Raw genomic sequence first — 20,808 nt, forward strand, 5'->3', positions numbered from 1 at the left:
GCTTGCTTGCTTGCTTGCTTGCTTGCTTGCTTGCTTGCTTGCTTGCTTGCTTGCTTGCTTGCTTGCTTGCTTGCTTGCTTGCTTGCTTGCTTGCTCTGCGTAAATTCCGAGTTTTGTATGGACATTGCTAATTCGTACTGTCAGAAATGAATAGGTAAAGCTACCTATCCAGCCTCCTGCTCGACATCAGACGATTCTCATTTTGGCTGAACAGCCTGATCTGCCCCTCAATCGCTGCGCTTGCTCTTTCGGCTGTATGGCCGCCGGTAGCCGATCCCCAATTCCTTGAGGACGGGCCGCCATTGCTGATGCAGATTGGAGGTTGGCTGCACACATTCTGCGTTTTTTGACGGCGCAAAGATGTACAGCGTCTCCTGTCAGATTTTGGGTTTTACGTTCTTCGCTTGCTCATCAGACAGTTTCTTGTTTCGATCGGCTTCGGCGTTAGCATCACGCGCAGCCAGCTCGTCAAACATCGATTTGACGTCGATGATGGACACCGTGTAGTGAGGCACCATTTCGTCTGGTTGTTCCGAAGCGCCAACCTCGATGATTTTCCCGCAGGTTGGGCTAAACGATTGCGGCGCCGGAAACGACACACCGGGAATGTTGCTGCTGGCGCTGCGCACGCCCTTGCATGGACCCTCTGAGCTGGGGCCAAAGTACTGTTTGCCGTCGCGGTCGTACTGCCAGACAAGGCCGAGCGACATCATCTGGGTAATGTTCGACGGTTTACCGAACTTTTCAGTCAAGGCAGCTTTAAGTGCCTCTGTCTTGATGCGCGACCCGTCTTCGAAGCGTTGAACACGCGCAATGAACCAGACTTTCCCGGCATCATTCTGCAGCGCTGCAAACTCGTCAGAAGGCCCCCCCGCATTGCTGAGGCCGGTTCCTTTGAGTCGGTCTGCTGTAACTGCTGTAACGCCGGCTTCCTTGCCGTCACGCAGCATCAAGGGCGAAAGCTTGAAGTTTGGGTTTGCCTCTGCAATGGCTTCTTTGGCGACAGCCAACGAGGATCCAAGGGCGACGCCGGAAATGTCATCTGCGGCCAGAACAGCCGTGCAGGTTAATGTGGCGAGAAGGGCGGCGATGCCCGAACGTTGAAAACGCATGAAAAATAGTCCTTATCAAAAATCAGCATACCTGCAAGGTATGCATGGTGCTCCTGTTTGCGCAGTGCGGCGTGGCCGCGCCGAATATTAACATCAACCTGCCGGAACAGTGTCAATGCTGGCGCGCATTCAGGGGCAAGACATAGGCTTCGATGCGTATCAGGTGAAGGCAATTCGGGCGAATCGATCTGGCGAGATAAATCCGAAACTCAAAGCACGCCAGGGCGGGGTCAAGAACAGGAACAAACGCAAGGGGTGGGGCTAGCGTTGGTCACCGCGCACAGTGACCCTCACGCCCGTGGCCACAATCTCGTACTCCGTCTCGGAAATCTGCTTCACCTCACCGCCGAATTGCATCTCGAAATGCTTGCGGCCTTCATGGCGAACCATGCCGTGAGATGAGCGTTCAACGGTCTCGTCCTGATAAATGTTGATCACGTACTGCACGTTGTCCGTGCCGACACCCATGAGCTTGCCAACATATTTATCTGCCATGTTCGAACTCCTTGCGTGAAGCCTCAAGGTAACGGGTACTGGCAGATCTATCCACTGCCTTGAACGGTGCGGGTCATTCTGCTGATGTTTTGTGGCCTGGGCAGTGCTAGGCTTTGGGCGAACCACACCATCCAGGGAACCGGAAATGAGCTTCGACTGGCACGCAGGGCCGATTACCCGCAGCACGCCGCTGGACAAGCATTACCGCAATACCCAGGAGGTCCGGCGGTTTCTGATTGGCCAGTGTGGGGCAGCATTCAAGTTCGATCGGGCCTTCATGGCCTGGGTAAAAACGGCGGAACCCCTGACGATGGGCGACGTGGCGGATGAGTGGATGCGGACTCACCGTTGATCTGATCCTAGCGTTTGCCGATACGGGCCACGGTATGGACAATGGCGCGGCGCATCAACTCACACTCGTCGTCCGAGTCGATATCTGATCCTTCAGTCCAGTCGTCGGGGTTCTTTCCGTAAAGATCCCTCGGCATCGCGCAGAGAAATGCGCAATCGATATGAATACCCAGTTTCACCGCCAGGCGCAGGGCATCGCCATCATCCACCAGTGGGTTCCACAACACTTGGCGTTGCTCAACGCGCAGCAGAAAACCCTGTTCACCGACCCTCGGGTGCCCGGCGATACCTGGCCACGCGTCTGTCCAGTCGATGAGTTCATAGCCGGCAGCCCTGGCCGCCAGTTTCAGTAATTCCCGGTCCGTTGCCACAGTATTCATGCTTGCTGCTCCTTCAGAGCTGCACATGATACCCATGTTGCCCGCGCCCTGTGATTGCCTTTAGGAATCGTCTGATACAGACCTGCCACGGGCCAGGCCAGAATCGGCGCATGACTTTCGATCCTCGCATTCCTCAGCTTGTGCGCACGCTCAAAACCGTTGCTGGCATTTTACTAGCGGTAATGGCCAGCGCTTCGGCACGGGCCGAGATTACCTTCGATGGCTTTACCCGGTTCGTTTTCGAGGGCACGCAGAAGCAGTTGCCGCTGATTATCGTCAACCAGGGTACTGAGCCGGCGCTGGTGCAGGTCAAGCTTGGCTGGGGCGACAAGCAGGACAGCCGCGAGTTACCCATGGCCGTGTCGAAACCCTTGCTGCTGATACCCGCCAACAGTAAGGCATCGACCGACATTCTCTATCAGGGGCAGGGCCTGCCTGAGGACCGTGAGTCGTTGCTGATGCTGAAAGTGCTGCAGATTCCGAAAAAGACCGCCGACAGCAACGCCATGGCGATTGCCTTGCAGCACAACCTCAAGCTGTTCTACCGGCCGCAATTACCGGGCTCGGTCAAGGAGGCTGTGGAGCAGCTGCGCTGGTCTGCAATTGCAGGCGACAGCTATGAAGCGCGCAACGACTCGCCCTATTACCTCACCCTGACCGAGGTCGGTTTGCTTGATCATTCAGGCGCCGCCTGCGGCAAGGCCATTGATCATCTGATGATTGCGCCGTTTTCAACCTATCCATTGCCCGTGAGCGACTGCGACCGGCCTGTCGGCCAGGTGGCCTACGCCTATATCAGCGACGCCGGGCTGGCCCATGAGCTTCGCAGCGAGCTGCAGTTGTGATTATTCCGGAAGGCGTTGCCATGTTTAACAGACAGTTACTTTTTATTGGCGTTTTGTTTTTTTTGAGCATTCCTGACAGCTATGCGCTGAAATGCCAGAAGACCGGTTCGGCGCTCATCAATGACACGACCACCATTACCGATACCACCGCCATTCCCAATTCATTGCCTGCGGGCACTGTGCTTTGGCGGCAGGCGACCCAACGTATCAATGTCGAGTGCTGGGTGGATATTCAGGGCAGGCCTGGTGAGGACATTTACTTTTACATGAACCCGAGCCGGGTGGACCTGGGTAAGGACATCGAAATCGGTGTTACCTATGAAGGCAAGGATTACTTGTACTCGTCGCTCAGCGGCGGAAAGCTCAACATCGGCTGGTGGGTCGCTGGTTGCCCGGCCAACGACAACTGCGGCTGGAAAAAAGAAAGCAAGTCGATGACCTACTCGTTGTTCTTCGTAAAGAAGTCACCTGCAGGCGATAACAAGGAAGGGCCTATCACTTCGCTTGCCAACTACCGGGCTTTTCAGTTCGATGGAGTAGGCGGTGTGCGGCCCGGCGAGAGCTACAACGTCACCGTCAACGGCCTGAACAAATTCCGCTATCTGCCTTGCGAGTCCTCGATCAACATCCAGCCGAGTGTCATTAACTTCGGCGCGATCCGCACCTCGGGCGCCAAGGTCGGTGCAACGATCAAGGAGGTGCCGTTCACCATCACCGAACAGCGTTCCTGCAATGCCGCCTACGGCCTGGGCGGTTATCTGGAACCGTTGACCGCGACCTTGAACGCGGCCCAGGACACGCTGATTCCGAGCGACAATAAGTCGGTGGGCATCAGCCTGATCAACGAAGACGATCAACGCGCGTTGTTTTTCAAGAAGGAGTTCTTGCTCACCCCCAAGACCACTTCGACCACCAATACCCACAACTTTCTGGCGCGCCTGAAGTGGATGACCGCGACGCCGACCTTTGGCGAGTTCAATGCCGGCGCGACCCTGGATATTTTCTACAAGTAGGCCGCAGCGCTGTTGTAGACTCGGTGCTTTGCCAGGGAGGCGCAGTGGTGTTTCGCTATCTTAGCTGGATTGCACTTGCACTAACGACCGGCTGCAGCACGCAGGTGGCGCCGGTCATCGACGAGTCGTTGCTACCGGTATATAGCCCGCAAGTGCACACCAATACTTACCAGCGCTGGGGTGAGGAGGGCGTGCAACGCATCAGCCGCGCCCAGCGCCAGGCGCTCTACGCTATCGCCCGCCAGCCGGCCTGTGACCAGGTCACGTTTCTGGCCCTCACCGAGACCATGAGCCAGCCACCGGCAACCATCGTGACCTTCGTTGAATGCCGCAACCTCTGGCGCTTCTACATCGACCAGGATGCCCGTGTGCTCAGCAGCGAGCACCGGGGCTAGGCCACTCTTTACCTTTATAGGGATATCCCGATGTTCAAGATGAACGCACTGGTGCCGGAACTGATCGTCAGCGACCTGCAGCGCAGCCTTAAGTTTTACTGCGACATTGGCGGCTTTGCGCTGGAGTACCAACGCCCCGAGGACAAGTTCGCTTTCCTGTCGCTGGGCAACAGCCAGATCATGCTCGAGCAGGACTGGCACAGCGAATCGCCCTGGCGCGTCGGCCCGCTTGAAGCGCCTTTTGGCCGAGGCCTGAACCTGCAAATCCTCTGTGAAGACGCCACTGCACTGGCCGGCGCATTCGAGGCCGGCGGCTACCCGTTGCGGCGTGCGGTGGAGGATCACTGGTATCGCAGTGATGAGCGTGAGGCCGGCCAGCGCAATTTCCTGATTCAGGACCCGGATGGCTACCTGCTGCGGTTTTTCCAGGACCTCGGCTTTCGCCCCTGCCCATAAGGACACCCGCAAATGAACACGCCCATCACTGGCTGTGCGGTTCCGGGTAATGCACGCATCCACCTGCAACTGGCCGGCGCCGATTTCGTCGATGCGCAGCGGGCGCAGGTGGCAAACGCCGAGCGCACGGCGCTGGGCCATTTCTTGCGGTTGATGAGCAGCATGCCGGGCTGGATCGACAACCTGATGGTGTTGCGCAATCGCCTGGTTCGCTTGTGTGGCCTGAAAGACCTGGGGCGCTTGTCGAGGATTGACCTTGATCGCGAAGAAGGGTCTTACCGGGTCGATGAGCGCATTGGTATCTTCACCCTGGTCAGCAATAGCCCGGATGAAGTGCTGCTGGTCGATCGCGACAAGCACCTGGACGTTTACATCTCGTTGCTGCGCCTGCCCCTGGGCGCCGACAAGCGCCGCGAGATCGTGGTGTCCACCGTGGTGCACACGCACAATCGTCTCGGGCGCTTGTACATGCTGCCGGTCGCGCCGTTTCACCGGTTTATCGCGCCCATTGCCCTCAAGCGCTTGATCCGCGCCAGGTAGAGGCAGGTCTCAGACGAAACCTTGGCCGGCAAACCCGCGTGGCAAACGCTGGCGGCCGGGCAGGGCGCTCAGGCGCTCGACCCAGGCGCTGCGCCAGTCGCCGGCGGTATGTTGCGTGGCAGATCTGCGCGCCCGTCGGGCGGCATTGCGCTGGTCCTTGCGTGCGGTCTTGAACGCATCGGTGTTGCGGCAGCTACGGCATTTGACCCGATTGAGTTCGCTGGTGGCGACCAGGTTTTTACCGTGGTGACCGCAGGCCAGGTGGCCGGCGGTCTTGAAGTGAGTGACCATGGGGATCCTCCTTGGCACTGTTGCTTAACAACAGGCTCTAAGGGTTGGACCGCTTGGGCAGGTGCAGGTTCGGCGCTGCTACAGGGTGACAATGGCCAGGGCCAGTTGCATGTCGCTCATCGGCCGTGGGCCGCTGCCGGCCCGGTATTCCTGCACCGCACGTTCGAAGGCGACGCCGCGTATGGCACCGTCGGAACCGACGAACGCGGTGGCGTCATCCTTGGCCGACTTGAACAGCGCCGGCGCACCGGTGGTGGTGATAAACGGGCTGGCCACAACGACGCTGACGCCAATTGCCACCACCATGGTGCTGCGTTCGATCGGGTTCTCGATCGGTTCACCGGCCCAGGCAGGCGTTGCCAGCCCCAGCACCACCAGCAGTGCTGCAATTTTGCCCACGTCCATGTTAATGCCGCTCCGTTACTTGAGAGGGGTGTTGCGTGAAACTGTGTGACGGTTGTATGACGGATGGCGGCGCATTTTCGTCACCGCCCAGCACAGCAGCAGGCCGGCGATCAGCAAGGCGCCGGCAAACCACAGGTTGAACAACAGGGCGCGGTGGAATTCTTCTGGCTGCAGGTCGGCGAAGTAGGTGATGTAGCCGGAGCCCGTGCGACCACCTCGGGGCATGCGGACCCAGCCGCGTTCCTGGTCTATCCAGTACGACAGGGTCAGCCATACGGCGCCGGTCAGTGCGGCGATGGCCAGGGCCAGTACTCCCAGGTCGTTGCTGTCCCACGGGCGGGAGCGTTTGCGCATAAGCGTCCTTGCTTGCTGCCGTCATCCGACGGCTGGAAAACCGCCAGCATAACAGCTGATGGCTAAAAGCCCGACGTCTAACCCGGGCGTTGCAGGTAGAACTTGTCGATCTACGGCCTTGCGCAGTTCGCTGCACAGGCTTCATTGTACGCTTGTGCAGATTTAAAACAGAGGAGTCGGCAGTGCGCAGGATCGAGCGGTTTACAGCCAACAGGCGCGGGCGGGACGTGGCCGTGGGCGATATCCATGGGCATTTTTCACGCCTGCAGGAGCGGCTGGCAGCTATTGGCTTCGATCCGACGGTAGACCGCCTGTTCAGCGTTGGCGACCTGGTCGACCGCGGCCCGGAGTGCCCGCAGGCCCTGGAGTGGCTGGCCAAACCGTGGTTCCACGCGGTGCAGGGCAACCATGAAGCCTTGGCGATCACCCACGTTGATGGCGGCACCCTCGACTACAGCCAGTACCGCGCCGCCGGCGGCGGCTGGTTCCTGGCCCTGGACAGCGATGAACAGGCGCGCTTTGCCGAGCGCTTTCGGCGCCTGCCGCTGGCCCTTGAGGTCGAAACCGCAGACGGGCTGATCGCCCTGCTGCATGCCGATTGCCCGTTCCGCCACTGGTCGCAATTACGCGAGCTGCTGGTGAGTACGCCACCGAGCGAGGTCCAGGAAGTTTGCCAATGGTCGCGCAAGCGCCTGGCTGCTGGCGATGAGACGCCCGTTGAAGGGCTGCGGGCGCTGGTGGTCGGGCACACCCCGCAGCGTGAGGTGCGGGTGCTGGGTAATATCTGGCATATCGACACCGGCGGCTGGGCCAGCGGCCAGTTCAGCCTGCTCGACCTCGCCAGCCTCACCGTGCTCAACCCCAGGCCAGGTGAATGATTACCCCCAGCGCCAGCAACATCAGCACCACCCCCGACACCCGCTCAAGCCAGGGCAGCAGCCGGGCAAAGCGCCGGCGTACCCGCAGGTTGCCAATGGCCGCGGCCACCAGCACATCCCACAGCAGCACTGCGCTGAACATCCACAGGCCATACAGCCATTTCCAGCCAGCACTGGCCTGGCTGGCCGCGACCATGCTGGCCAGGCTGACATAGAACAGCGCATTCTTCGGGTTGAGAATCCCCGAGACAAAGCCCATCACCAGGCCCTGGAACCACGGGCTCTTTAGCAGTACAGGGTCATCGCCCACCCGGGTCAGGGCGCTGGCACCGGCATGGCGCAGGAACAGCACGCCCAGGTACAGCAAATAGGCGCAACCGGCCAACTGGATGAGGACAAACAGCGTGCTGTCCGGGCGCAGCGCCGACACTCCGGCAAAGGCCGCGACAATAAACACGCCATTGGCCAGGGCAATGCCCAGGCAGGCGCCGGTTGCCTTGAGCCAGCCGGCGCTCATCGAGGTGCGCGCGACCAGGAAAAAATCCGGGCCGGGGGACAGCAAGGCGAGAAAGTGCGCGGCGGCAACGAGTAAAAACTGTTCCATCGGTTTCGGACTTCTTCAGCGAGAGGGCTGCTGATTGTCCGTAGCGGCGGCTGCACCTGTATTGAAGAAAATTGCGCGCTCAGCTGCGGTACAGGCCAGGTGTCACCCCGGTATGGGCCTTGAATACCCGCTGGAAGTGGCTCTGGTCGGCAAAACCCAGGCGGTAGGCAATGTCGGCCATGTCCTGGCCTTTGCGCAGCCACTGGCGGGCGCGGTTGATGCGCAGGTTCAACTGCCAGGCATGCGGGGTAAGCCCGGTGGCGGCGCGAAACGCCCGGATCAGCTGGTAACGGCCCATGCCGGCGCTGCTGGCCAGTTCGCCCAGCGACAGGTTGCTGGCGTCTTCCTGGGCAAGGCGCTCGAGCAAGGGTTCGAGGCTGCGATCAAGCGCCTGATCTGTGGTGGCTGGCGCCTGATCATCATGATCACCGATGAACTCGATCAGCGCGGCCTCTTTCACACCGGCGCAGGCCTCTGAGAACAGCAAGTCGTTGAGCCGGGTAAAGCGCTCATAGGTAGAAGGATTGCGGGTGATCTTCGCAGGCCTTGCCTGAACCTGCGGGGCCAGGGCCGACTCCAGGCGCAAGGCTTGCAGCCAGCCGGCGTCCAGGTGGAGCATCTGGTAGCTCCAGCTCAGCCCGGGTTCAGGGTTGCAGGCATGCACGCAGTGCGCCGGGACGAACACCAGGGTGCCGGGCAACAGGTGCGTTTGCCCTTTGCCTGCGCCGGTGAACACACTGCAGCCCTGATCGACCGCGCCAATCGAGAACGTCGGATGGCTGTGCGCCTTGTAGCAGGCACGGCTGTCGCAGGCGCGGCGGCTCTCGACAAAGGGCAGGGCCGGGTCACGCCAGAACAGGGTAGGGTTTTTGCCGGTTGCCCGCAGCATCACGTTAGCCTCAAAGGGGCGAAGCCTGCAGCTTATCCGCAATCCACCGGCTAAAACAAACGCCCCTCACGTTGCCGGGAGGGGCGTTTGCGCAAGCTCAGGCGAAATTACATGGACTGCAAGGCGATGCTGGCCGATTGCGAGTCTTGCGCACTATCGGCATCCATCCACACCCATTGGCTGCCATCGCCCTGCAGGGTATTGGTGATGCTCTGCAAGCTGGTTGGCAGGATGGTCACGACGCCAGCGGTCTTGGCGGTTGGCCCGATGGAGGTGATCTGGCCCGACAACAAGCCGTTGGAGGTTTCATTGATCACGTAGACGACGGCCTTTTCCTCGCGGAACTGGCAGGAGACGAACTGAGTGATCTTGCTGGCAATCGTCAGGCTCATCCATTTTGACGGTGGCACTGCGTAGTAGCGGCTGTACTTGCTGAACGGGTAGAGCTCGCCATTGGCCTGCAACGCCTGGTTGTTCAAGCCGGCGGTGTTGATCGGCATGCTGACGCTACCGAGCCAGATATCCACCTGGGCCAGGCCGCTGTTGGGGGCAATCGACACCGAGACTGTCTGGGTATCCGTACCCGAGACAAACCCTATTGAGGCAAGGCCGGCGTTGGCGGTGGTGCCAGGCACGGTGATCGGGCAAGGCGGCTGGCTGTTGCTCCAGTTCACATTGACCGTGGCGCTGGTCTGGTTCTGCGCCGAGTTGTAGATGAAGATCCCGTACAACTGCCCCGGGCTCAGGGTGGTGCAGGTGGCGGTATCGCCGGCATTGAGGGTAAGACGTTGGCCACCGTTCCAGTTGGTCTGGGTGGCGAGTACACCGATGCTTTCCATGGAAATGTCCTTTTCCTAGCGTTGACAGGGCAGGTGACGGTGCGCTGCGTTCCTGTGTGCAGCCTCCGTGCACCCGGGCACTCATGTGCCAGAGGGAGGTATAGCCAAGCCGAAGGTGAGTACTGATATTGTTTTGCTATCAGTGGTGGCGCGGGTTCAAGCGAATCGCTTTAGCCTCAAGCCAAGTGCTTGTTGCCAAAGGGGCAGGGTGCATTGCCCGGCACACAGTTTTTTCCCTCAGCTGTACCTTGACCCGGCAACTGTGTGCGCGGGAATCTTGTCGCTCCTGTCACCGGAGAGCCCCCATGGACCTGTCCACCCTCGCGCTGTTCATCCCGGCCTGTTTTGCCCTGAACATGGCCCCTGGCCCGAACAACCTGCTGTCACTGAACAACGCCAGCCGTTACGGCCTGCGCATTGCCTGTGTGGCAGGCATCGGCCGGTTGCTGGCCTTTGCCGGGATGATCGTGCTGGCAGCCATGGGCCTGGCAGTGGTGCTGCACACCAGCGAGTACCTGTTTTTGCTGGTCAAGGTGCTGGGCGCAGCCTACCTGTTCTACATCGCCTGGCAGCTGTGGCGCGCGCCAGTGGGCGAGGCGCTGGCGGCTGACGGCCAACGCCGCGGTGCCTTGCGCCTGGCGCGCCAGGAGTTCTGGGTGGCGGCGGGCAACCCGAAGGCGATCCTGATTTTCACCGCCTTCCTGCCGCAGTTTGTCAGCGTCGCCAGCCCGGTGCCGGTGGCCGAGCAGTTCGCCTGGCTGGGCGGGCTGTTCCTGCTGCTGGAGTGGCTGGCCATCGCCATCTACGCCTGGCTGGGTGCCTACCTGCAGCGCTGGTTCAGCCAGCCCGGGCCACGCCGGCTGTTCAACCGGGTCAGTGCCACGCTGCTGGGTTGCGCCGGCATCGGCTTGCTGGCAGCGCGGCGTGCCTAGTAGCTGATGCGTATTCCCAGGTTGGCACCGACGCGCTCCTGCTGGCGGCTGTCGAGGTTGCTGGCGTGGTCGATGCCCAGATGCACACTGAACTGCTTATGCAACTGCGCCACCAGTCCGGTGCCGACTTCAAGGGACGTTGAGCGATAATCGGTCCGGACCTGGTCGACACCGGCGAAGACCAGCGAGTCGTGCCCGCCATCGGCGTGCCAGATGTTGGTTTGCAGGTAAGCCTGCAGGGGCGTCGTGCCTGCTCGCAGGTTACCCTCAAGACGCAGCCCCAGGCGGCTGCTCACTTCGGTCCGGGTATCGAAGCTGACCGTCGATACACCATCTTGCACCTTGTCCAGGCTGACCTTCTGCACCAGCACTTGTGCCTGGGGCTCCAGGCTCCATTGGTTGGACAAGGCAAACGGCCGGCCCACCTCCAGCGAGCTACCCCAGGCATGGCCGTCGAGGTCGATTTTTTCGCCGTCCTCCGAGCGCGCGCGGCCGTCCAGGTCGGTGTACTGCACGACCATATCGAGGTAACCGTGTTGCGGTCCGATCAGCGTCCAGTACACCCCGGCGCTGTCGCCATCGAGCCTGAGGTCACCGACCGGGCGATCCGCAAATCCCTGCGCATAGCCTTTGACATCACCGTTCAAACGGCTGTGGCCGACATAAACACCAATGTGCTGGCGGTAGTCTGCGGCGCTGGGCGAGGCAAACAGGTCCTGGCCTGCCTTGTAGCCATAAAGATTGCCATCCAGGCTGGGGTTCACCGAGCCGGACCAGCTTTGATGAAAGCTGTAGCCATGGGCTTGCGCCCAACTGGCGGCCAAGGCGCCCTGTTCAGTGAGCAGGCGCTGGTCGCCCTGGCGTTGATGGAAAGTACCGAGGTTGAATTGTCCGATCAACGCCGCGGCGCGAGGCGCAGCGGCATACAGTGAGGCCTGCGATCGTTACAGCGGGATGACCTGGCCGGGGATCGCCCGGGGCAGTTCGGCGAGTCCCGGGGCCGGTGCGGCCAAGGGCGGCGGGCGGCCGTCAGCAGGCGCGACCAGCGCCGAACTCAGGTACCAATTGTTCTCGCTGCCGGGCGTTATCCCTCCTTTGAACAGGCGATAGTCGAAAGCCCCGGCCGACAGGCGCTGGGTCTGGGTAAAGGCGGTATCGGTACTGGTTGCACCATTGGCGGCCTCGACCACCAGGATGCCGTCCTGGCGGGTCAGCCCGCCCGGGCCATGAAGATTGGTAACCAGCAGGGCGGTATCGCCAGAAATCGCCCCTTGGCTGATAACCAGGCGGTCGGAAGGCGAGTCGTCAGTGCCTAGTACGGTGTTCACCGCCAGTCTGCCTTCGTTGCCGAAATAATTGCCGATGACGGTCAGGCGCCCCTGGCCATCGCCGCTGTTGCGCAGGTCAACCAGGCCGGTGTTGCCCAGGCGCGCGTTCAGGCCGGCAGCAAAGGGCCGGATCACACCGGTGCTTGAGAACAGCGTGCTTTCTCTGCCGATGAATAGATCGCCCGTGCCGGTGGCAACATCGATCGGGCCTCCGCCGTCGCCGAGAACCAAGGTGTCGTTGAGTGTGTAGTGGCTTACGAAGCCAAGGCTGATGCTCTCCCAGTTGGTGTACAACGCTCCGTTTGTGGGAAAGCTGTTCTGGAAATGCAACTCATCGCGTGGAGCGCCGCCATTGAAGGGCACGAACAACTGCTCGGCCCGCAGGTTGACCATCAGCACCTGGTCGGTGGTGTCGCCCATGTCGACGCTGCCGTACAGTTGGCCGCCTTTCCAGTTGAAGTGATCGTTCTCGGGGCCGGTGGAAACGTTGCCGTGAATCTCGCCACCCTCGAAGGAAATCAGGTCGATACCCTTGCCGGTGATCAGGTTGCCGCCGAGCACAGTGCCGCGAAACACCAAAAAATCATGGCCATCACCCGTGATCAGATCGCCGTCTATGGAGCCGCTGGTGAGCGCTACATCACCGTTGCCGGGCTGCAACTCTATGCGGCCGATACGCCCGCCTCGCAGGGCAACGCTGTTGCCGTTGGCGAAGGTGCCTACGATATGGCCGCCGGTCATGATCAGAAGGTCCCGTCCGTCGCCCTGATCCAGCGACTGTACCGTACCTCCGCTCATGGTCAGGGTATCGGCCTGCGGGGTCTGCACGATGTCGCCAAAAACGTCGCCGTCGACCACGACGCGATCTTCGGCCTCGGCATCCAGGGCAAACGTCATCCAGGGAAGGACTCCCAAGGTCAAGAACAGTGGCACTCGCATCAGACCCGCTCCCTTGGTGACTGGCAACAAAGCGCGTTCAGTAACTCAGACGCAACCCCAGGTTGGCGCCGACGTGCTCCTGCTGACGACTGTCCAGGTTGGTGGTGTAGTCGATACCCGCATGCACGCTGAGGTTCTTGTTCAGTTGCGCAACCAGGCCGGTGCCGACACTCAGGGAAGTGTAGTTGTAATCGGTCTTGACCTTGTCGACATGATCGTACGTCTGCGTGTCGCGGCCTCCGTTGCCACTCCAGAAATCCGTGGTTACATAAGGCTGCAAGTGCACTCCGGCGGATTTGAACTTGCCTTCCAGACGCATGCCCAGGCGCGCACTCACCTCGGTCTGGGTGTCGAAGCTAACGTAGCTGACACTGTCGTTGGCGCTGTCCAACGAGACTTTCTGGGCGATGAGTTGTGCCTGCGGCTCCAGGGTCCAGTACGACGACAGGGCAAATGGGTAGCCGGCCTCCAATGACGCTGTCCAGGCGTGACCGTTGAGGTCGAGCTTGTCGCCGCGATCGGATTTGGCCCGGCCGTCGAGGTCCGAGTACTGCACCACGGCATCGACATACCATTGTTGCGCGCCGATCAGGGTCCAATAGGCGCCGACGCTGTCGCTGTCGAGTTTCAGGTCGCCGACCTTGTTGTCTTCAAAGCCCAGGGCGAAGCCCTTTACATCGCCGCTCAGGCGACTGTGACCGACATACATGCCGACGTGCTGGCGCAGGCCATCATCGTTGAGCCAGGCATACAGGTCCTGGCCAACCTTGAAGCCGTACAGGTTACCATCCAGGCTTGGGCTGACAGTACCCGACCAGCTCTGGTGGAAACTGTCGCCATAGGCCTGGCCCCAGCTGGCCGATAACGCGCCCTCCTGGTTCAGCAGGCTCTGGTCGCCCTGACGTTGGTGAAAGGTGCCCAGCGCCGCGCGGGCAATCAACGCCGCAGCTCGAGGCGCGGCGGCGTAGGTGGCAACCTCCGGACGGTACAGCGGGATGCTCTCGCCGGGCGCCGGTGGGGGCGGCAAGTCAGGCTGGCCGGGAGCAGGGCCAGCGATTGGGGGCGGGATCACCACAACGGGTGTACCGGGATCGACTGGCGTACCAGGATCAACCGGTGTTCCGGGGTCAACCGGCGTACCGGGTTCAACAGGTGTAACTGGCTCCGGCAACGGGGTGGGCACCACGACGGTTGAACGCAGGTACCAGCTGTTCACGCTATCAGCCGTCACCCCACCCTTGAACAGGCGATAATCAAATGCACCGGCCGACAGGGTCTGGGTCTGGACGAAGGCGGTGTTGCTGCTGGTCGCTCCGTTGATGGCTTCAACTACCTGGATGCCATTCTGGCTGGTCACCGCACCGGCGCCGCCGAAGTTGTTGATCTGCAGGTTGGTGGTGCCGGAGATCGAGCCCCGGCTGACCACCAGGCGATCAGATGCCGCGCCGTCGCCGGCCAGTACGCTGTTGAGCTTGAGGGTGCCGCCGTTGCCGGTGTAGTTGCCGTTGATGGTCAACCGCCCTTGGGCATCGCCGCCGCTGCTCAGGTCGATAAGCCCGCTGTTGTTGACCGTCAGCGGCTGGCCGGCGGTGAAGGGGGTGATCACCCCGGTACGCGAGACCAGCGAGCTGCTGGCGTCGATGTTGAAGCTGGTGGGCGCGGCAACGGCACTGGCATCGCCCAGGGTCAGGGTGTTGTCCAGTTTGAACTGGCTGGCGTTGATGAGGCTGACCGACTCCCAGTTGATGTAGCGATCGCCCCCCACCGGCTGGCTGTTGTTGAAGGTCAGGCTATCGATACCTGCGCCACCGTTAACGGTGATGTTCAGGGCCGGGCTGCCCAGGCCTTCGAGCACCGCCACATCATCGTCACCGCCCATGTCGACGCTGCCGCGTATAACGCCGCCCTGCCATTTGAGCGAGTCGTTGCCGAAGCTGGCGAGGAGGTTGCCACGCAGTTCCCCGCCAGTGATGACGAACACATCGGTGCCGCCACTGGTGCTGATGTTGCCGCCGATGGTTCCGGCATTGAGGAATATCTGGTCGTTGCCAAAACCGGTGACCAGGTTGCCGACGATGGTGCCGCCGGACATGCTGAAAATGTTGTTGTCCAGCTTCATGTCGACCCGGCCGATGCTGCCACCTGAGAAGAACGCCACGTCACCGTCTTCAAAGGCACCGATAATCTGCCCCGCCGACATATTGAACGTATCGCGGGCATCGCCCTGTGCCAGGGACTGCAGGGTCCCGCCGGTCATCAGGAAGTCATCGATCAACGGCGTCTGGACGACGACACCGAGGGTATCGCCGGGCCCAACCACGAGATTCTGCGCCAGGGCGGTGAAGGGTAAGGCGCTTAGTACCACGATAAGCGAAATTCGCATCAGACAGGCTCCGTGTCTTCCAGGCATTGCCCCACTGGCTGTCCAGCCCCCCTGTTAGTACCGGACGGGTCTTGCTTTGCAGGTATAGAGCAATGAGCAATATCGGCAACTGACAAAAATGCTAGGTGGCGAATGGCCGCTACTGTCCCGCAGCCGGTAAAACCGCCAGGTGCTTATAGTGAAAGGGTCTGATTCGCTTAGGGAATATGGCCTAGTCTTGGGGCTGGACCGGGCAACACGGAACCGCTGTCCGCCACCTGCCAAGGAGATGTACCGATGCTCTCGACCCTGGAGTTGCGCAACATTATAGAAAGCAGTTTTTTACCCACCCGCTGCCAATGCACCCTGGCTGCCGACCGCTCGCTGACCGTGCGGGTGTTCGACCGCAGCTGCGAGCGGGTCGACTTGCTGGTGACCGGCATCAGTGCCGAGCAACTGACCAGCAGCCGGGCGATTTCCAACCTGATCGTCGGCCTGCGCAATGACCTTGAAGACCAGCGCAGTCAACGCTTGCAACGGCGTCGCGACAGCCTTTAATCGCGGTAGAACACCTGCACCAGGTGATAGCCGAACTTGCTCTTGATCGGGCCGTGCACGGTGCGCAGTGGCTTTTTGAAAATCACCTGGTCGATGGCGCCGACCATCTGCCCCGGGCGCACTTCGCCCAGGTCGCCACCGCGCTTGCCGGACGGGCAGGTGGAGTACTTCTTGGCCAGCACATCGAACGCCTCGCCCTTGGCGATGCGTTGCTTGAGCTGTTCGGCCTCTTCAGCGGTCTTGACCAGAATGTGCCGGGCCTGTGCTTTCATCTGAACCTACCTTCGCAACGGGTAAAAACCGCGCATTATGCCTGATCGCGCAGCGCTTGGCGGTCGCGAAATTGCTCAAGGGCGTCGGTGCCGGCGAAAGGCACCTGTGGGAGCGGGCTCGACCCGCGATCGAGCGCGCAGCGGTCGCAACTCAGGCGACACCTGGTGTGTTGAATGTACTGGCCTCATCGCGGGCCCGCTCCCACAGGGCTGTTGTTCAAGCAGCAGCGCTTTATTCCACTGTAGCTTTTTTCACTTTGTTCGAAGCCGACCACACGCGGTAGCGCACTTCGACACCTTCAGGCGCATACACCACCACCGGCAGCTTGCTGTTGTAGCGCAGCATGAAACCGTCGCCAACCACCGGCACGAACGCCTGTTTCTTCTTGCCGTCCGGGCAGGCCATCAGGGTCGAGGCCGGGCCCGAGACTTTTTCCAGGCGGTAGTAGTTGTAGCCCCAGCCTTGCAGGGTTTGTTCTTCGAGGTTGCCGCCCAGGTGCTGGCGGTTGCAGTCGACTTCCAGCTGTTTGCCAGCCAGCACTTCGAGTTTGTAGGCCGACTCGTCAGCCTGTTTTGGCAGGTGGATCACCTGGCGGCTAAAGCCTTTTTCGGCCTCGGGGTAGGGCGCTACATCCTTGAGGCTGGCAGCTTGTACCGAAGTAGCGGCCGCCAGGGTCAGGGTGAACAACGCGGTGAGGGAGCGTGGGCGCATAAGGCCTCCTTGCAGATAAAAAAACACGATGCCGCAGCCAGGGTCCAAGGCTGCCCGTCACTGGGCCAGCCAGCCGCCATCGATGTTCCAGGCAGCGCCACGAACCTGACTGCCAGCTTCGCTACAGAGGAACAATACCAGCTCACCCAGGTGTTCGGGAGTGACAAAGGCCAACGACGGCTGCTTCTCGGCCAGCAAGTCGTGCCGGGCCTGCTGCGGATCGATTCCGCTGGCGGCGCGATCATCGATCTGTTTCTGCACCAGCGGGGTCAGTACCCAGCCGGGGCAAATGGCGTTGCAGGTGATGTTGCTGGTGGCGGTTTCCAGCCCGACCACCTTGGTCAGGCCGACCACCCCGTGCTTGGCGGCGACATAAGCGGCCTTGCCGGTGGAGCCGACCTGGCCGTGCACCGAGGCGATGTTGACGATCCGTCCCCAGTTGCGCGCACGCATGCCCGGCAGCACCAGGCGGGTGCCATGGAACACCGCCGAGAGGTTGACGGCGATGATCGAATCCCAGCGTTCCACCGGGAATTCCTCGACCGCCGCCACATGCTGGATGCCGGCATTGTTGACGAGGATATCGACGCCGCCGAACTCGCGTTCCGCATAGGCGAACAGGTCTTCGATCTGCGCCACATCGCTAAGGTCGGCCGGGTGATGGCCGACCCGGGTGCCGTGGCGGGCGACTTCGGCAATCGCCGCGCGGGCATCGCCAAAGCCATTGAGGATCAAATTGGCCCCGGCCTTGGCCAGTACCTGGGCAATGCCCAGGCCGATGCCGCTGGTGGAGCCGGTGACGACTGCTGTCTTGCCATTGAGACTCATGAGGTGCTCCTTAGACGATACCGGTGGCATAGAACGTAGCAATCACCACGAACACTGCCAGGGTCTTGATCAGGGTAATGCCGAAAATATCCTTGTAGGCCTCGCGGTGGGTCAGGCCGGTGACCGCCAGCAGGGTAATTACCGCGCCGTTGTGCGGCAGGGTGTCCATGCCGCCGCTGGCCATGGCCGCGACCCGGTGAAGCACTTCAAGGGGGATGTTGGCGGCATTGGCGGCGGCGATGAAGCTGTCGGACATCGCCGCCAGGGCGATGCTCATACCACCGGACGCGGAGCCGGTGATACCGGCCAGCAAGGTCACGGTAATCGCTTCATTGACCAGCGGATTGGGGATCGCCTTGAGCGCGTCGGCCAGCACCAGAAAGCCCGGCAGCGAGGCAATCACCGCACCAAAGCCATATTCGGACGCGGTGTTCATCGCCGCCAGCAAGGCGCCGCTGACCGCGCTTTTGCTGCCCTCGGCCAGGCGGCTCTTGATCGCGCCAAAGCCTGCCACCAGCACCAGCAGGATGCCCAGCAGCAAGGCCGCTTCCACCGCCCAGATCGCCGTGAGTTTGGCGATATCGGTCTGCACCGGCGTGCTCATGCCCGCCAGGCTCAAAGTGTGGGTCTTGCCGTACCAGGCCGGAATCCAGTGGGTGAACAGCAGGTTCATCACTCCCACCAGCAACAGCGGCGACAGTGCCAGCAGCGGGTTGGGCAGCTTGAGGTCGGCGGCGGTTTCCGGCTCGTTGCGCAGCTCGCTGCCGTAGCCTTCACCGGCGCGCTGGGCCTTGTTGCGCTGGCGCTGCAGGTAAAGCATCCCGGTGCAGAACACGAACAGCGTACCGATCAGGCCCAGCCAGGGCGCGGCCCAGGCGGTGGTGTTGAAGAAGGTACTGGGGATGATGTTCTGGATCTGCGGGGTGCCGGGCAGCGCATCCATGGTGAACGAAAACGCGCCCAGGGCAATGGTTGCCGGGATCAGGCGCTTGGGGATGTTGCTCTGGCGGAACATCTCGGCGGCAAACGGGTACACCGCAAACACCACCACAAACAGCGACACGCCGCCGTAGGTGAGCAGGGCGCAGACCAGCACGATCACCAGCATGGCCTGGCGGGTGCCAAGCAGGCGGATGGCGGCGGCGACGATCGAGCGCGAAAAACCCGACAGCTCGATCAGCTTGCCGAACACCGCACCGAGCAAGAACACCGGAAAGTACAGCTTGATAAAGCCGACCATTTTCTCCATGAACACCCCGGTAAAGGCCGGGGCGACTGCCGAAGGGTCGGTCAACAGCACCGCGCCGAGGGCGGCGATGGGGGCGAAGAGGATAACGCTATAACCACGGTAGGCAGCCAGCATCAGCAGCGCCAGGGCTGCCAGGGCGATGATCACACTCATCGAGTGTCTCCTTGGGTGCATCTTGTTTTTGTTGGTCAGGAGGCGATAGCGGGAATCGTGCCAACTCTTTAAGCTGTTGATTTATATAGATATAGCTTGTTCTCTCGAGATGAAAGTCTCTGAATTGAGATTGAACGGTTCGCGGGGCAAGCCCGCTCCTGCCGTCGGACATCTTCCCGGTGGGAGCGGGCTTGCCCCGCGATAACAATCTCAAAAAAGAAACACATATCTCTTTATTGAGACTTGATCCCCAGCGCCACCAGTTTCTTGTACAGCGTCGAGCGCCCCAACCCCAGCTGCCGCGCCGCTTGCGGTACATTCCCGGCACAGCGCGCCAGGGTGTTTTCGAGTAACTGCCGCTCAAAATCGGCACACGCCTGTTTATAGCTCAACGTGGCGGCTTCAACCGGCAGCGGCGCCAGGTCGCCCAGCGCCGCCTGAACATCGCCCAGCCCCAGGCGCGCTTGATCGGCCAGCAAGGTCGCCCGTTCCAGCACATTGCGCAGCTCGCGGATATTGCCCGGCCAGGCATGCCGGGCCAGCAGCGCCTGGGCCTCATCGTCCAGCTCGTGCTGGCTGCCCAGCTCTTCAAGAATCGCCTCGCTCAACGCTGGCAAATCCTCCAGGCGTTCACGCAGCGGCGGCACCTGGATCGGCAGCACGTTCAAGCGGTAGTACAGGTCGGCACGAAACTCGCCACGGGCCATGGCCGCCTGCAGGTCGGTGGAGGTGGCGGCAATGATCCGCACATCGCTGTGGATCATCTGGTTGGAGCCGACCGGCTCGTATTCCTTCTCTTGCAAGACGCGCAGCAGCTTGCTTTGCAGCGGTAAGGGCATGTCACCGATTTCATCGAGAAACAGCGTGCCACCCTCGGCAATCTGCAGTTTGCCCGGGCGGCCCTTGCGCTCGGCGCCGGTAAAGGCGCCCGGGGCGGTGCCAAAGAACTCGGCTTCGAGCAGCGTCTCCGGGATTGCGGCGCTGTTGATGCTGACAAAGGCCTTGTGCGCCCGCGGCGAAGCGGCATGAATGGCATGGGCCAGCAGCTCCTTGCCGGTGCCGGTTTCGCCCAGCAGCAACACCGGTGAGTCACTGCTGGCGCCACGCCGGGCGCGGCGCTTGACTTCAAGGCTGGCGGCGCTGGTGCCGATGAACTGAGCGAAGCTGTACTTGGCCTGGCGGGCGCGCAGCAACGAACGGGTCGAGGCCAGTTCCTGCTGCATGCTGGCGTAGCGCTTGAGCAGCGGCGAGAGGCTGCGCAGCTCGTCGAACAGGGCAAAACCGATAGCGCCGATCAGCGTGCCGGCGGCGTCGTGCACCGGCAGGCGCATGACCACCAGCGGCTCCTTGGGGGTGTCGAGCATGTCCAGCAGGATCGGCCGGCCGTTGCTTAGCACGTCGCGCATCAGGCTGCCGGGGATGACGCTTTCGCACGGTTGGCCAATGGCGCTGCTGGCGTCTTCAAGGCCAAAGCGCCGGGCATAGCGCTGGTTCATCCAGACAATGCGCGCATCGCGGTCGACGATGATCGTGCCTTCGCTGGACTGCTCGATGATCTCGAACAGCGAACGAATCGCCAGCAGGCGCACCTGCTGGTAGTCCTTGAGGCTGTCACTGTCCTGCATGGG

General features: G+C 61.5%; 24 protein-coding genes and 1 pseudogene. 9 read left to right on the forward strand and 16 right to left on the reverse strand.

Annotated features, from left to right (window positions below; translation table 11 throughout):
- Positions 1 to 377: 377 nt before the first annotated feature.
- Entirely contained in the window at positions 378 to 1,112 is a 735-nt protein-coding gene (locus tag ACIOVF_RS25580; RefSeq protein ID WP_045201905.1) for a hypothetical protein, read from the reverse strand.
- 261 nt (positions 1,113 to 1,373) lie between these two features.
- On the reverse strand, positions 1,374 to 1,607 hold the full coding sequence (locus tag ACIOVF_RS25585) for a hypothetical protein (protein WP_045201907.1): 234 nt from the start codon (positions 1,605 to 1,607) through the stop codon (positions 1,374 to 1,376).
- A 145-nt stretch (positions 1,608 to 1,752) separates the two neighbouring features.
- Here ACIOVF_RS25585 and ACIOVF_RS25590 point away from each other — a divergent pair, with 145 nt between their 5' ends.
- Entirely contained in the window at positions 1,753 to 1,959 is a 207-nt protein-coding gene (locus ACIOVF_RS25590) for a DUF6434 domain-containing protein (RefSeq protein WP_045201909.1), read from the forward strand.
- 7 nt (positions 1,960 to 1,966) lie between these two features.
- On the opposite strand, the gene ACIOVF_RS25595 is transcribed toward ACIOVF_RS25590, so the two are convergent.
- Positions 1,967 to 2,338, reverse strand: a complete 372-nt coding sequence (locus ACIOVF_RS25595; RefSeq protein ID WP_401293454.1) for a hypothetical protein — start codon at positions 2,336 to 2,338, stop codon at positions 1,967 to 1,969.
- A gap of 110 nt (positions 2,339 to 2,448) precedes the next feature.
- Here ACIOVF_RS25595 and ACIOVF_RS25600 point away from each other — a divergent pair, with 110 nt between their 5' ends.
- The 5 genes from ACIOVF_RS25600 to ACIOVF_RS25620 are packed head-to-tail and all read left to right on the forward strand — an operon-like array spanning position 2,449 to position 5,587.
- Complete coding sequence (locus ACIOVF_RS25600; protein ID WP_401293457.1) at positions 2,449 to 3,183, forward strand: molecular chaperone; 735 nt, start codon at positions 2,449 to 2,451, stop codon at positions 3,181 to 3,183.
- Positions 3,180 to 4,196, forward strand: coding sequence for a fimbrial protein (locus ACIOVF_RS25605; protein WP_401293460.1), 1,017 nt, complete (start codon positions 3,180 to 3,182; stop codon positions 4,194 to 4,196). Before ACIOVF_RS25600 ends, ACIOVF_RS25605 begins: the two co-directional genes overlap by 4 nt.
- Positions 4,197 to 4,243: 47 nt before the next feature.
- On the forward strand, positions 4,244 to 4,591 hold the full coding sequence (locus ACIOVF_RS25610) for a hypothetical protein (RefSeq protein ID WP_401293463.1): 348 nt from the start codon (positions 4,244 to 4,246) through the stop codon (positions 4,589 to 4,591).
- A gap of 30 nt (positions 4,592 to 4,621) precedes the next feature.
- Positions 4,622 to 5,047 (forward strand): bleomycin resistance protein, encoded by a 426-nt coding sequence (locus ACIOVF_RS25615; RefSeq protein WP_401293465.1) that lies wholly within the window; start codon positions 4,622 to 4,624, stop codon positions 5,045 to 5,047.
- 12 nt (positions 5,048 to 5,059) lie between these two features.
- Positions 5,060 to 5,587, forward strand: a complete 528-nt coding sequence (locus ACIOVF_RS25620) for a DUF2867 domain-containing protein (RefSeq protein ID WP_401293468.1) — start codon at positions 5,060 to 5,062, stop codon at positions 5,585 to 5,587.
- Between the two features lie 9 nt (positions 5,588 to 5,596).
- Here ACIOVF_RS25620 and ACIOVF_RS25625 read toward each other — a convergent pair whose 3' ends face one another.
- The 3 genes from ACIOVF_RS25625 to ACIOVF_RS25635 form a co-directional block, all read right to left on the reverse strand.
- The gene (locus ACIOVF_RS25625) at positions 5,597 to 5,878 is read right to left on the reverse strand and encodes a hypothetical protein (RefSeq protein ID WP_401293471.1); all 282 of its coding nucleotides are present in this window, start codon (positions 5,876 to 5,878) and stop codon (positions 5,597 to 5,599) included.
- Between the two features lie 78 nt (positions 5,879 to 5,956).
- The gene (locus ACIOVF_RS25630) at positions 5,957 to 6,283 is read right to left on the reverse strand and encodes a DUF2388 domain-containing protein (RefSeq protein WP_045201922.1); all 327 of its coding nucleotides are present in this window, start codon (positions 6,281 to 6,283) and stop codon (positions 5,957 to 5,959) included.
- 15 nt (positions 6,284 to 6,298) lie between these two features.
- Positions 6,299 to 6,637 carry a hypothetical protein gene (locus tag ACIOVF_RS25635; protein WP_401293475.1) on the reverse strand — a complete coding sequence of 113 codons (339 nt, stop codon included), beginning with the start codon at positions 6,635 to 6,637 and terminating at the stop codon, positions 6,299 to 6,301.
- Between the two features lie 182 nt (positions 6,638 to 6,819).
- On the opposite strand from ACIOVF_RS25635, the gene ACIOVF_RS25640 reads away from it, so the two are divergent.
- Complete coding sequence (locus ACIOVF_RS25640; protein ID WP_401293478.1) at positions 6,820 to 7,515, forward strand: metallophosphoesterase; 696 nt, start codon at positions 6,820 to 6,822, stop codon at positions 7,513 to 7,515.
- Here the strand turns inward: ACIOVF_RS25640 and ACIOVF_RS25645 are convergent.
- From ACIOVF_RS25645 to ACIOVF_RS25655, 3 genes are all read right to left on the reverse strand, one after another.
- A complete protein-coding gene (locus ACIOVF_RS25645) occupies positions 7,493 to 8,119 on the reverse strand; it encodes a LysE family translocator (protein WP_401293481.1) in 627 nt (208 codons plus the stop codon). The two genes, ACIOVF_RS25640 and ACIOVF_RS25645, sit on opposite strands and share 23 nt — an antisense overlap.
- A 79-nt stretch (positions 8,120 to 8,198) precedes the next feature.
- Entirely contained in the window at positions 8,199 to 9,008 is an 810-nt protein-coding gene (locus ACIOVF_RS25650; protein WP_401293484.1) for an AraC family transcriptional regulator, read from the reverse strand.
- Between the two features lie 107 nt (positions 9,009 to 9,115).
- Positions 9,116 to 9,847, reverse strand: a complete 732-nt coding sequence (locus ACIOVF_RS25655; protein WP_045201935.1) for a hypothetical protein — start codon at positions 9,845 to 9,847, stop codon at positions 9,116 to 9,118.
- 305 nt (positions 9,848 to 10,152) lie between these two features.
- Between ACIOVF_RS25655 and ACIOVF_RS25660 the strand changes: the two genes are divergently transcribed.
- Complete coding sequence (locus ACIOVF_RS25660; RefSeq protein ID WP_093382680.1) at positions 10,153 to 10,779, forward strand: LysE family translocator; 627 nt, start codon at positions 10,153 to 10,155, stop codon at positions 10,777 to 10,779.
- Here ACIOVF_RS25660 and ACIOVF_RS25665 read toward each other — a convergent pair.
- Both ACIOVF_RS25665 and ACIOVF_RS25670 read right to left on the reverse strand, forming a co-directional pair.
- A pseudogene (locus ACIOVF_RS25665) lies at positions 10,776 to 13,046 on the reverse strand (autotransporter outer membrane beta-barrel domain-containing protein). The gene ACIOVF_RS25660 and the pseudogene ACIOVF_RS25665 overlap by 4 nt on opposite strands.
- A 37-nt stretch (positions 13,047 to 13,083) precedes the next feature.
- On the reverse strand, positions 13,084 to 15,429 hold the full coding sequence (locus ACIOVF_RS25670; protein ID WP_401293488.1) for an autotransporter outer membrane beta-barrel domain-containing protein: 2,346 nt from the start codon (positions 15,427 to 15,429) through the stop codon (positions 13,084 to 13,086).
- Between the two features lie 276 nt (positions 15,430 to 15,705).
- Here ACIOVF_RS25670 and ACIOVF_RS25675 point away from each other — a divergent pair, with 276 nt between their 5' ends.
- Positions 15,706 to 15,966, forward strand: coding sequence for a DUF1652 domain-containing protein (locus tag ACIOVF_RS25675; RefSeq protein WP_045201943.1), 261 nt, complete (start codon positions 15,706 to 15,708; stop codon positions 15,964 to 15,966).
- Here the strand turns inward: ACIOVF_RS25675 and ACIOVF_RS25680 are convergent.
- From ACIOVF_RS25680 to ACIOVF_RS25700, 5 genes are all read right to left on the reverse strand, one after another.
- Positions 15,963 to 16,238, reverse strand: coding sequence for a peptidylprolyl isomerase (locus tag ACIOVF_RS25680; RefSeq protein ID WP_007932676.1), 276 nt, complete (start codon positions 16,236 to 16,238; stop codon positions 15,963 to 15,965). The genes ACIOVF_RS25675 and ACIOVF_RS25680 overlap by 4 nt on opposite strands.
- Positions 16,239 to 16,470: 232 nt before the next feature.
- Positions 16,471 to 16,950 carry a serine protease inhibitor ecotin gene (eco, locus tag ACIOVF_RS25685; protein WP_401293492.1) on the reverse strand — a complete coding sequence of 160 codons (480 nt, stop codon included), beginning with the start codon at positions 16,948 to 16,950 and terminating at the stop codon, positions 16,471 to 16,473.
- 57 nt (positions 16,951 to 17,007) lie between these two features.
- Entirely contained in the window at positions 17,008 to 17,778 is a 771-nt protein-coding gene (hbdH, locus tag ACIOVF_RS25690; RefSeq protein WP_045201949.1) for a 3-hydroxybutyrate dehydrogenase, read from the reverse strand.
- 10 nt (positions 17,779 to 17,788) lie between these two features.
- Entirely contained in the window at positions 17,789 to 19,180 is a 1,392-nt protein-coding gene (locus ACIOVF_RS25695) for a GntP family permease (protein ID WP_401293495.1), read from the reverse strand.
- A gap of 233 nt (positions 19,181 to 19,413) precedes the next feature.
- A complete protein-coding gene (locus ACIOVF_RS25700) occupies positions 19,414 to 20,805 on the reverse strand; it encodes a sigma-54 interaction domain-containing protein (protein WP_401293498.1) in 1,392 nt (463 codons plus the stop codon).
- Positions 20,806 to 20,808 lie beyond the last annotated feature (3 nt).

The organism is Pseudomonas sp. NPDC087612, from assembly GCF_044743505.1.
Taxonomy (GTDB): domain Bacteria; phylum Pseudomonadota; class Gammaproteobacteria; order Pseudomonadales; family Pseudomonadaceae; genus Aquipseudomonas.

Excerpts from the sequence above, each read along its gene's own strand:
- ACIOVF_RS25580 (WP_045201905.1), bottom strand. The coding sequence starts at position 1,112 with ATGCGTTTTCAACGTTCGGGCATCGCCGCCCTTCTCGCCACATTAACC.
- ACIOVF_RS25585 (WP_045201907.1), bottom strand. The coding sequence starts at position 1,607 with ATGGCAGATAAATATGTTGGCAAGCTCATGGGTGTCGGCACGGACAAC.
- ACIOVF_RS25590 (WP_045201909.1), top strand. The coding sequence starts at position 1,753 with ATGAGCTTCGACTGGCACGCAGGGCCGATTACCCGCAGCACGCCGCTG.
- ACIOVF_RS25595 (WP_401293454.1), bottom strand. The coding sequence starts at position 2,338 with ATGAATACTGTGGCAACGGACCGGGAATTACTGAAACTGGCGGCCAGG.
- ACIOVF_RS25600 (WP_401293457.1), top strand. The coding sequence starts at position 2,449 with ATGACTTTCGATCCTCGCATTCCTCAGCTTGTGCGCACGCTCAAAACC.
- ACIOVF_RS25615 (WP_401293465.1), top strand. The coding sequence starts at position 4,622 with ATGTTCAAGATGAACGCACTGGTGCCGGAACTGATCGTCAGCGACCTG.
- ACIOVF_RS25620 (WP_401293468.1), top strand. The coding sequence starts at position 5,060 with ATGAACACGCCCATCACTGGCTGTGCGGTTCCGGGTAATGCACGCATC.
- ACIOVF_RS25625 (WP_401293471.1), bottom strand. The coding sequence starts at position 5,878 with ATGGTCACTCACTTCAAGACCGCCGGCCACCTGGCCTGCGGTCACCAC.
- ACIOVF_RS25630 (WP_045201922.1), bottom strand. The coding sequence starts at position 6,283 with ATGGACGTGGGCAAAATTGCAGCACTGCTGGTGGTGCTGGGGCTGGCA.
- ACIOVF_RS25635 (WP_401293475.1), bottom strand. The coding sequence starts at position 6,637 with ATGCGCAAACGCTCCCGCCCGTGGGACAGCAACGACCTGGGAGTACTG.
- ACIOVF_RS25645 (WP_401293481.1), bottom strand. The coding sequence starts at position 8,119 with ATGGAACAGTTTTTACTCGTTGCCGCCGCGCACTTTCTCGCCTTGCTG.
- ACIOVF_RS25650 (WP_401293484.1), bottom strand. The coding sequence starts at position 9,008 with ATGCTGCGGGCAACCGGCAAAAACCCTACCCTGTTCTGGCGTGACCCG.
- ACIOVF_RS25655 (WP_045201935.1), bottom strand. The coding sequence starts at position 9,847 with ATGGAAAGCATCGGTGTACTCGCCACCCAGACCAACTGGAACGGTGGC.
- ACIOVF_RS25660 (WP_093382680.1), top strand. The coding sequence starts at position 10,153 with ATGGACCTGTCCACCCTCGCGCTGTTCATCCCGGCCTGTTTTGCCCTG.
- ACIOVF_RS25670 (WP_401293488.1), bottom strand. The coding sequence starts at position 15,429 with ATGCGAATTTCGCTTATCGTGGTACTAAGCGCCTTACCCTTCACCGCC.
- ACIOVF_RS25675 (WP_045201943.1), top strand. The coding sequence starts at position 15,706 with ATGCTCTCGACCCTGGAGTTGCGCAACATTATAGAAAGCAGTTTTTTA.
- ACIOVF_RS25680 (WP_007932676.1), bottom strand. The coding sequence starts at position 16,238 with ATGAAAGCACAGGCCCGGCACATTCTGGTCAAGACCGCTGAAGAGGCC.
- eco (WP_401293492.1), bottom strand. The coding sequence starts at position 16,950 with ATGCGCCCACGCTCCCTCACCGCGTTGTTCACCCTGACCCTGGCGGCC.
- hbdH (WP_045201949.1), bottom strand. The coding sequence starts at position 17,778 with ATGAGTCTCAATGGCAAGACAGCAGTCGTCACCGGCTCCACCAGCGGC.
- ACIOVF_RS25695 (WP_401293495.1), bottom strand. The coding sequence starts at position 19,180 with ATGAGTGTGATCATCGCCCTGGCAGCCCTGGCGCTGCTGATGCTGGCT.
- ACIOVF_RS25700 (WP_401293498.1), bottom strand. The coding sequence starts at position 20,805 with ATGCAGGACAGTGACAGCCTCAAGGACTACCAGCAGGTGCGCCTGCTG.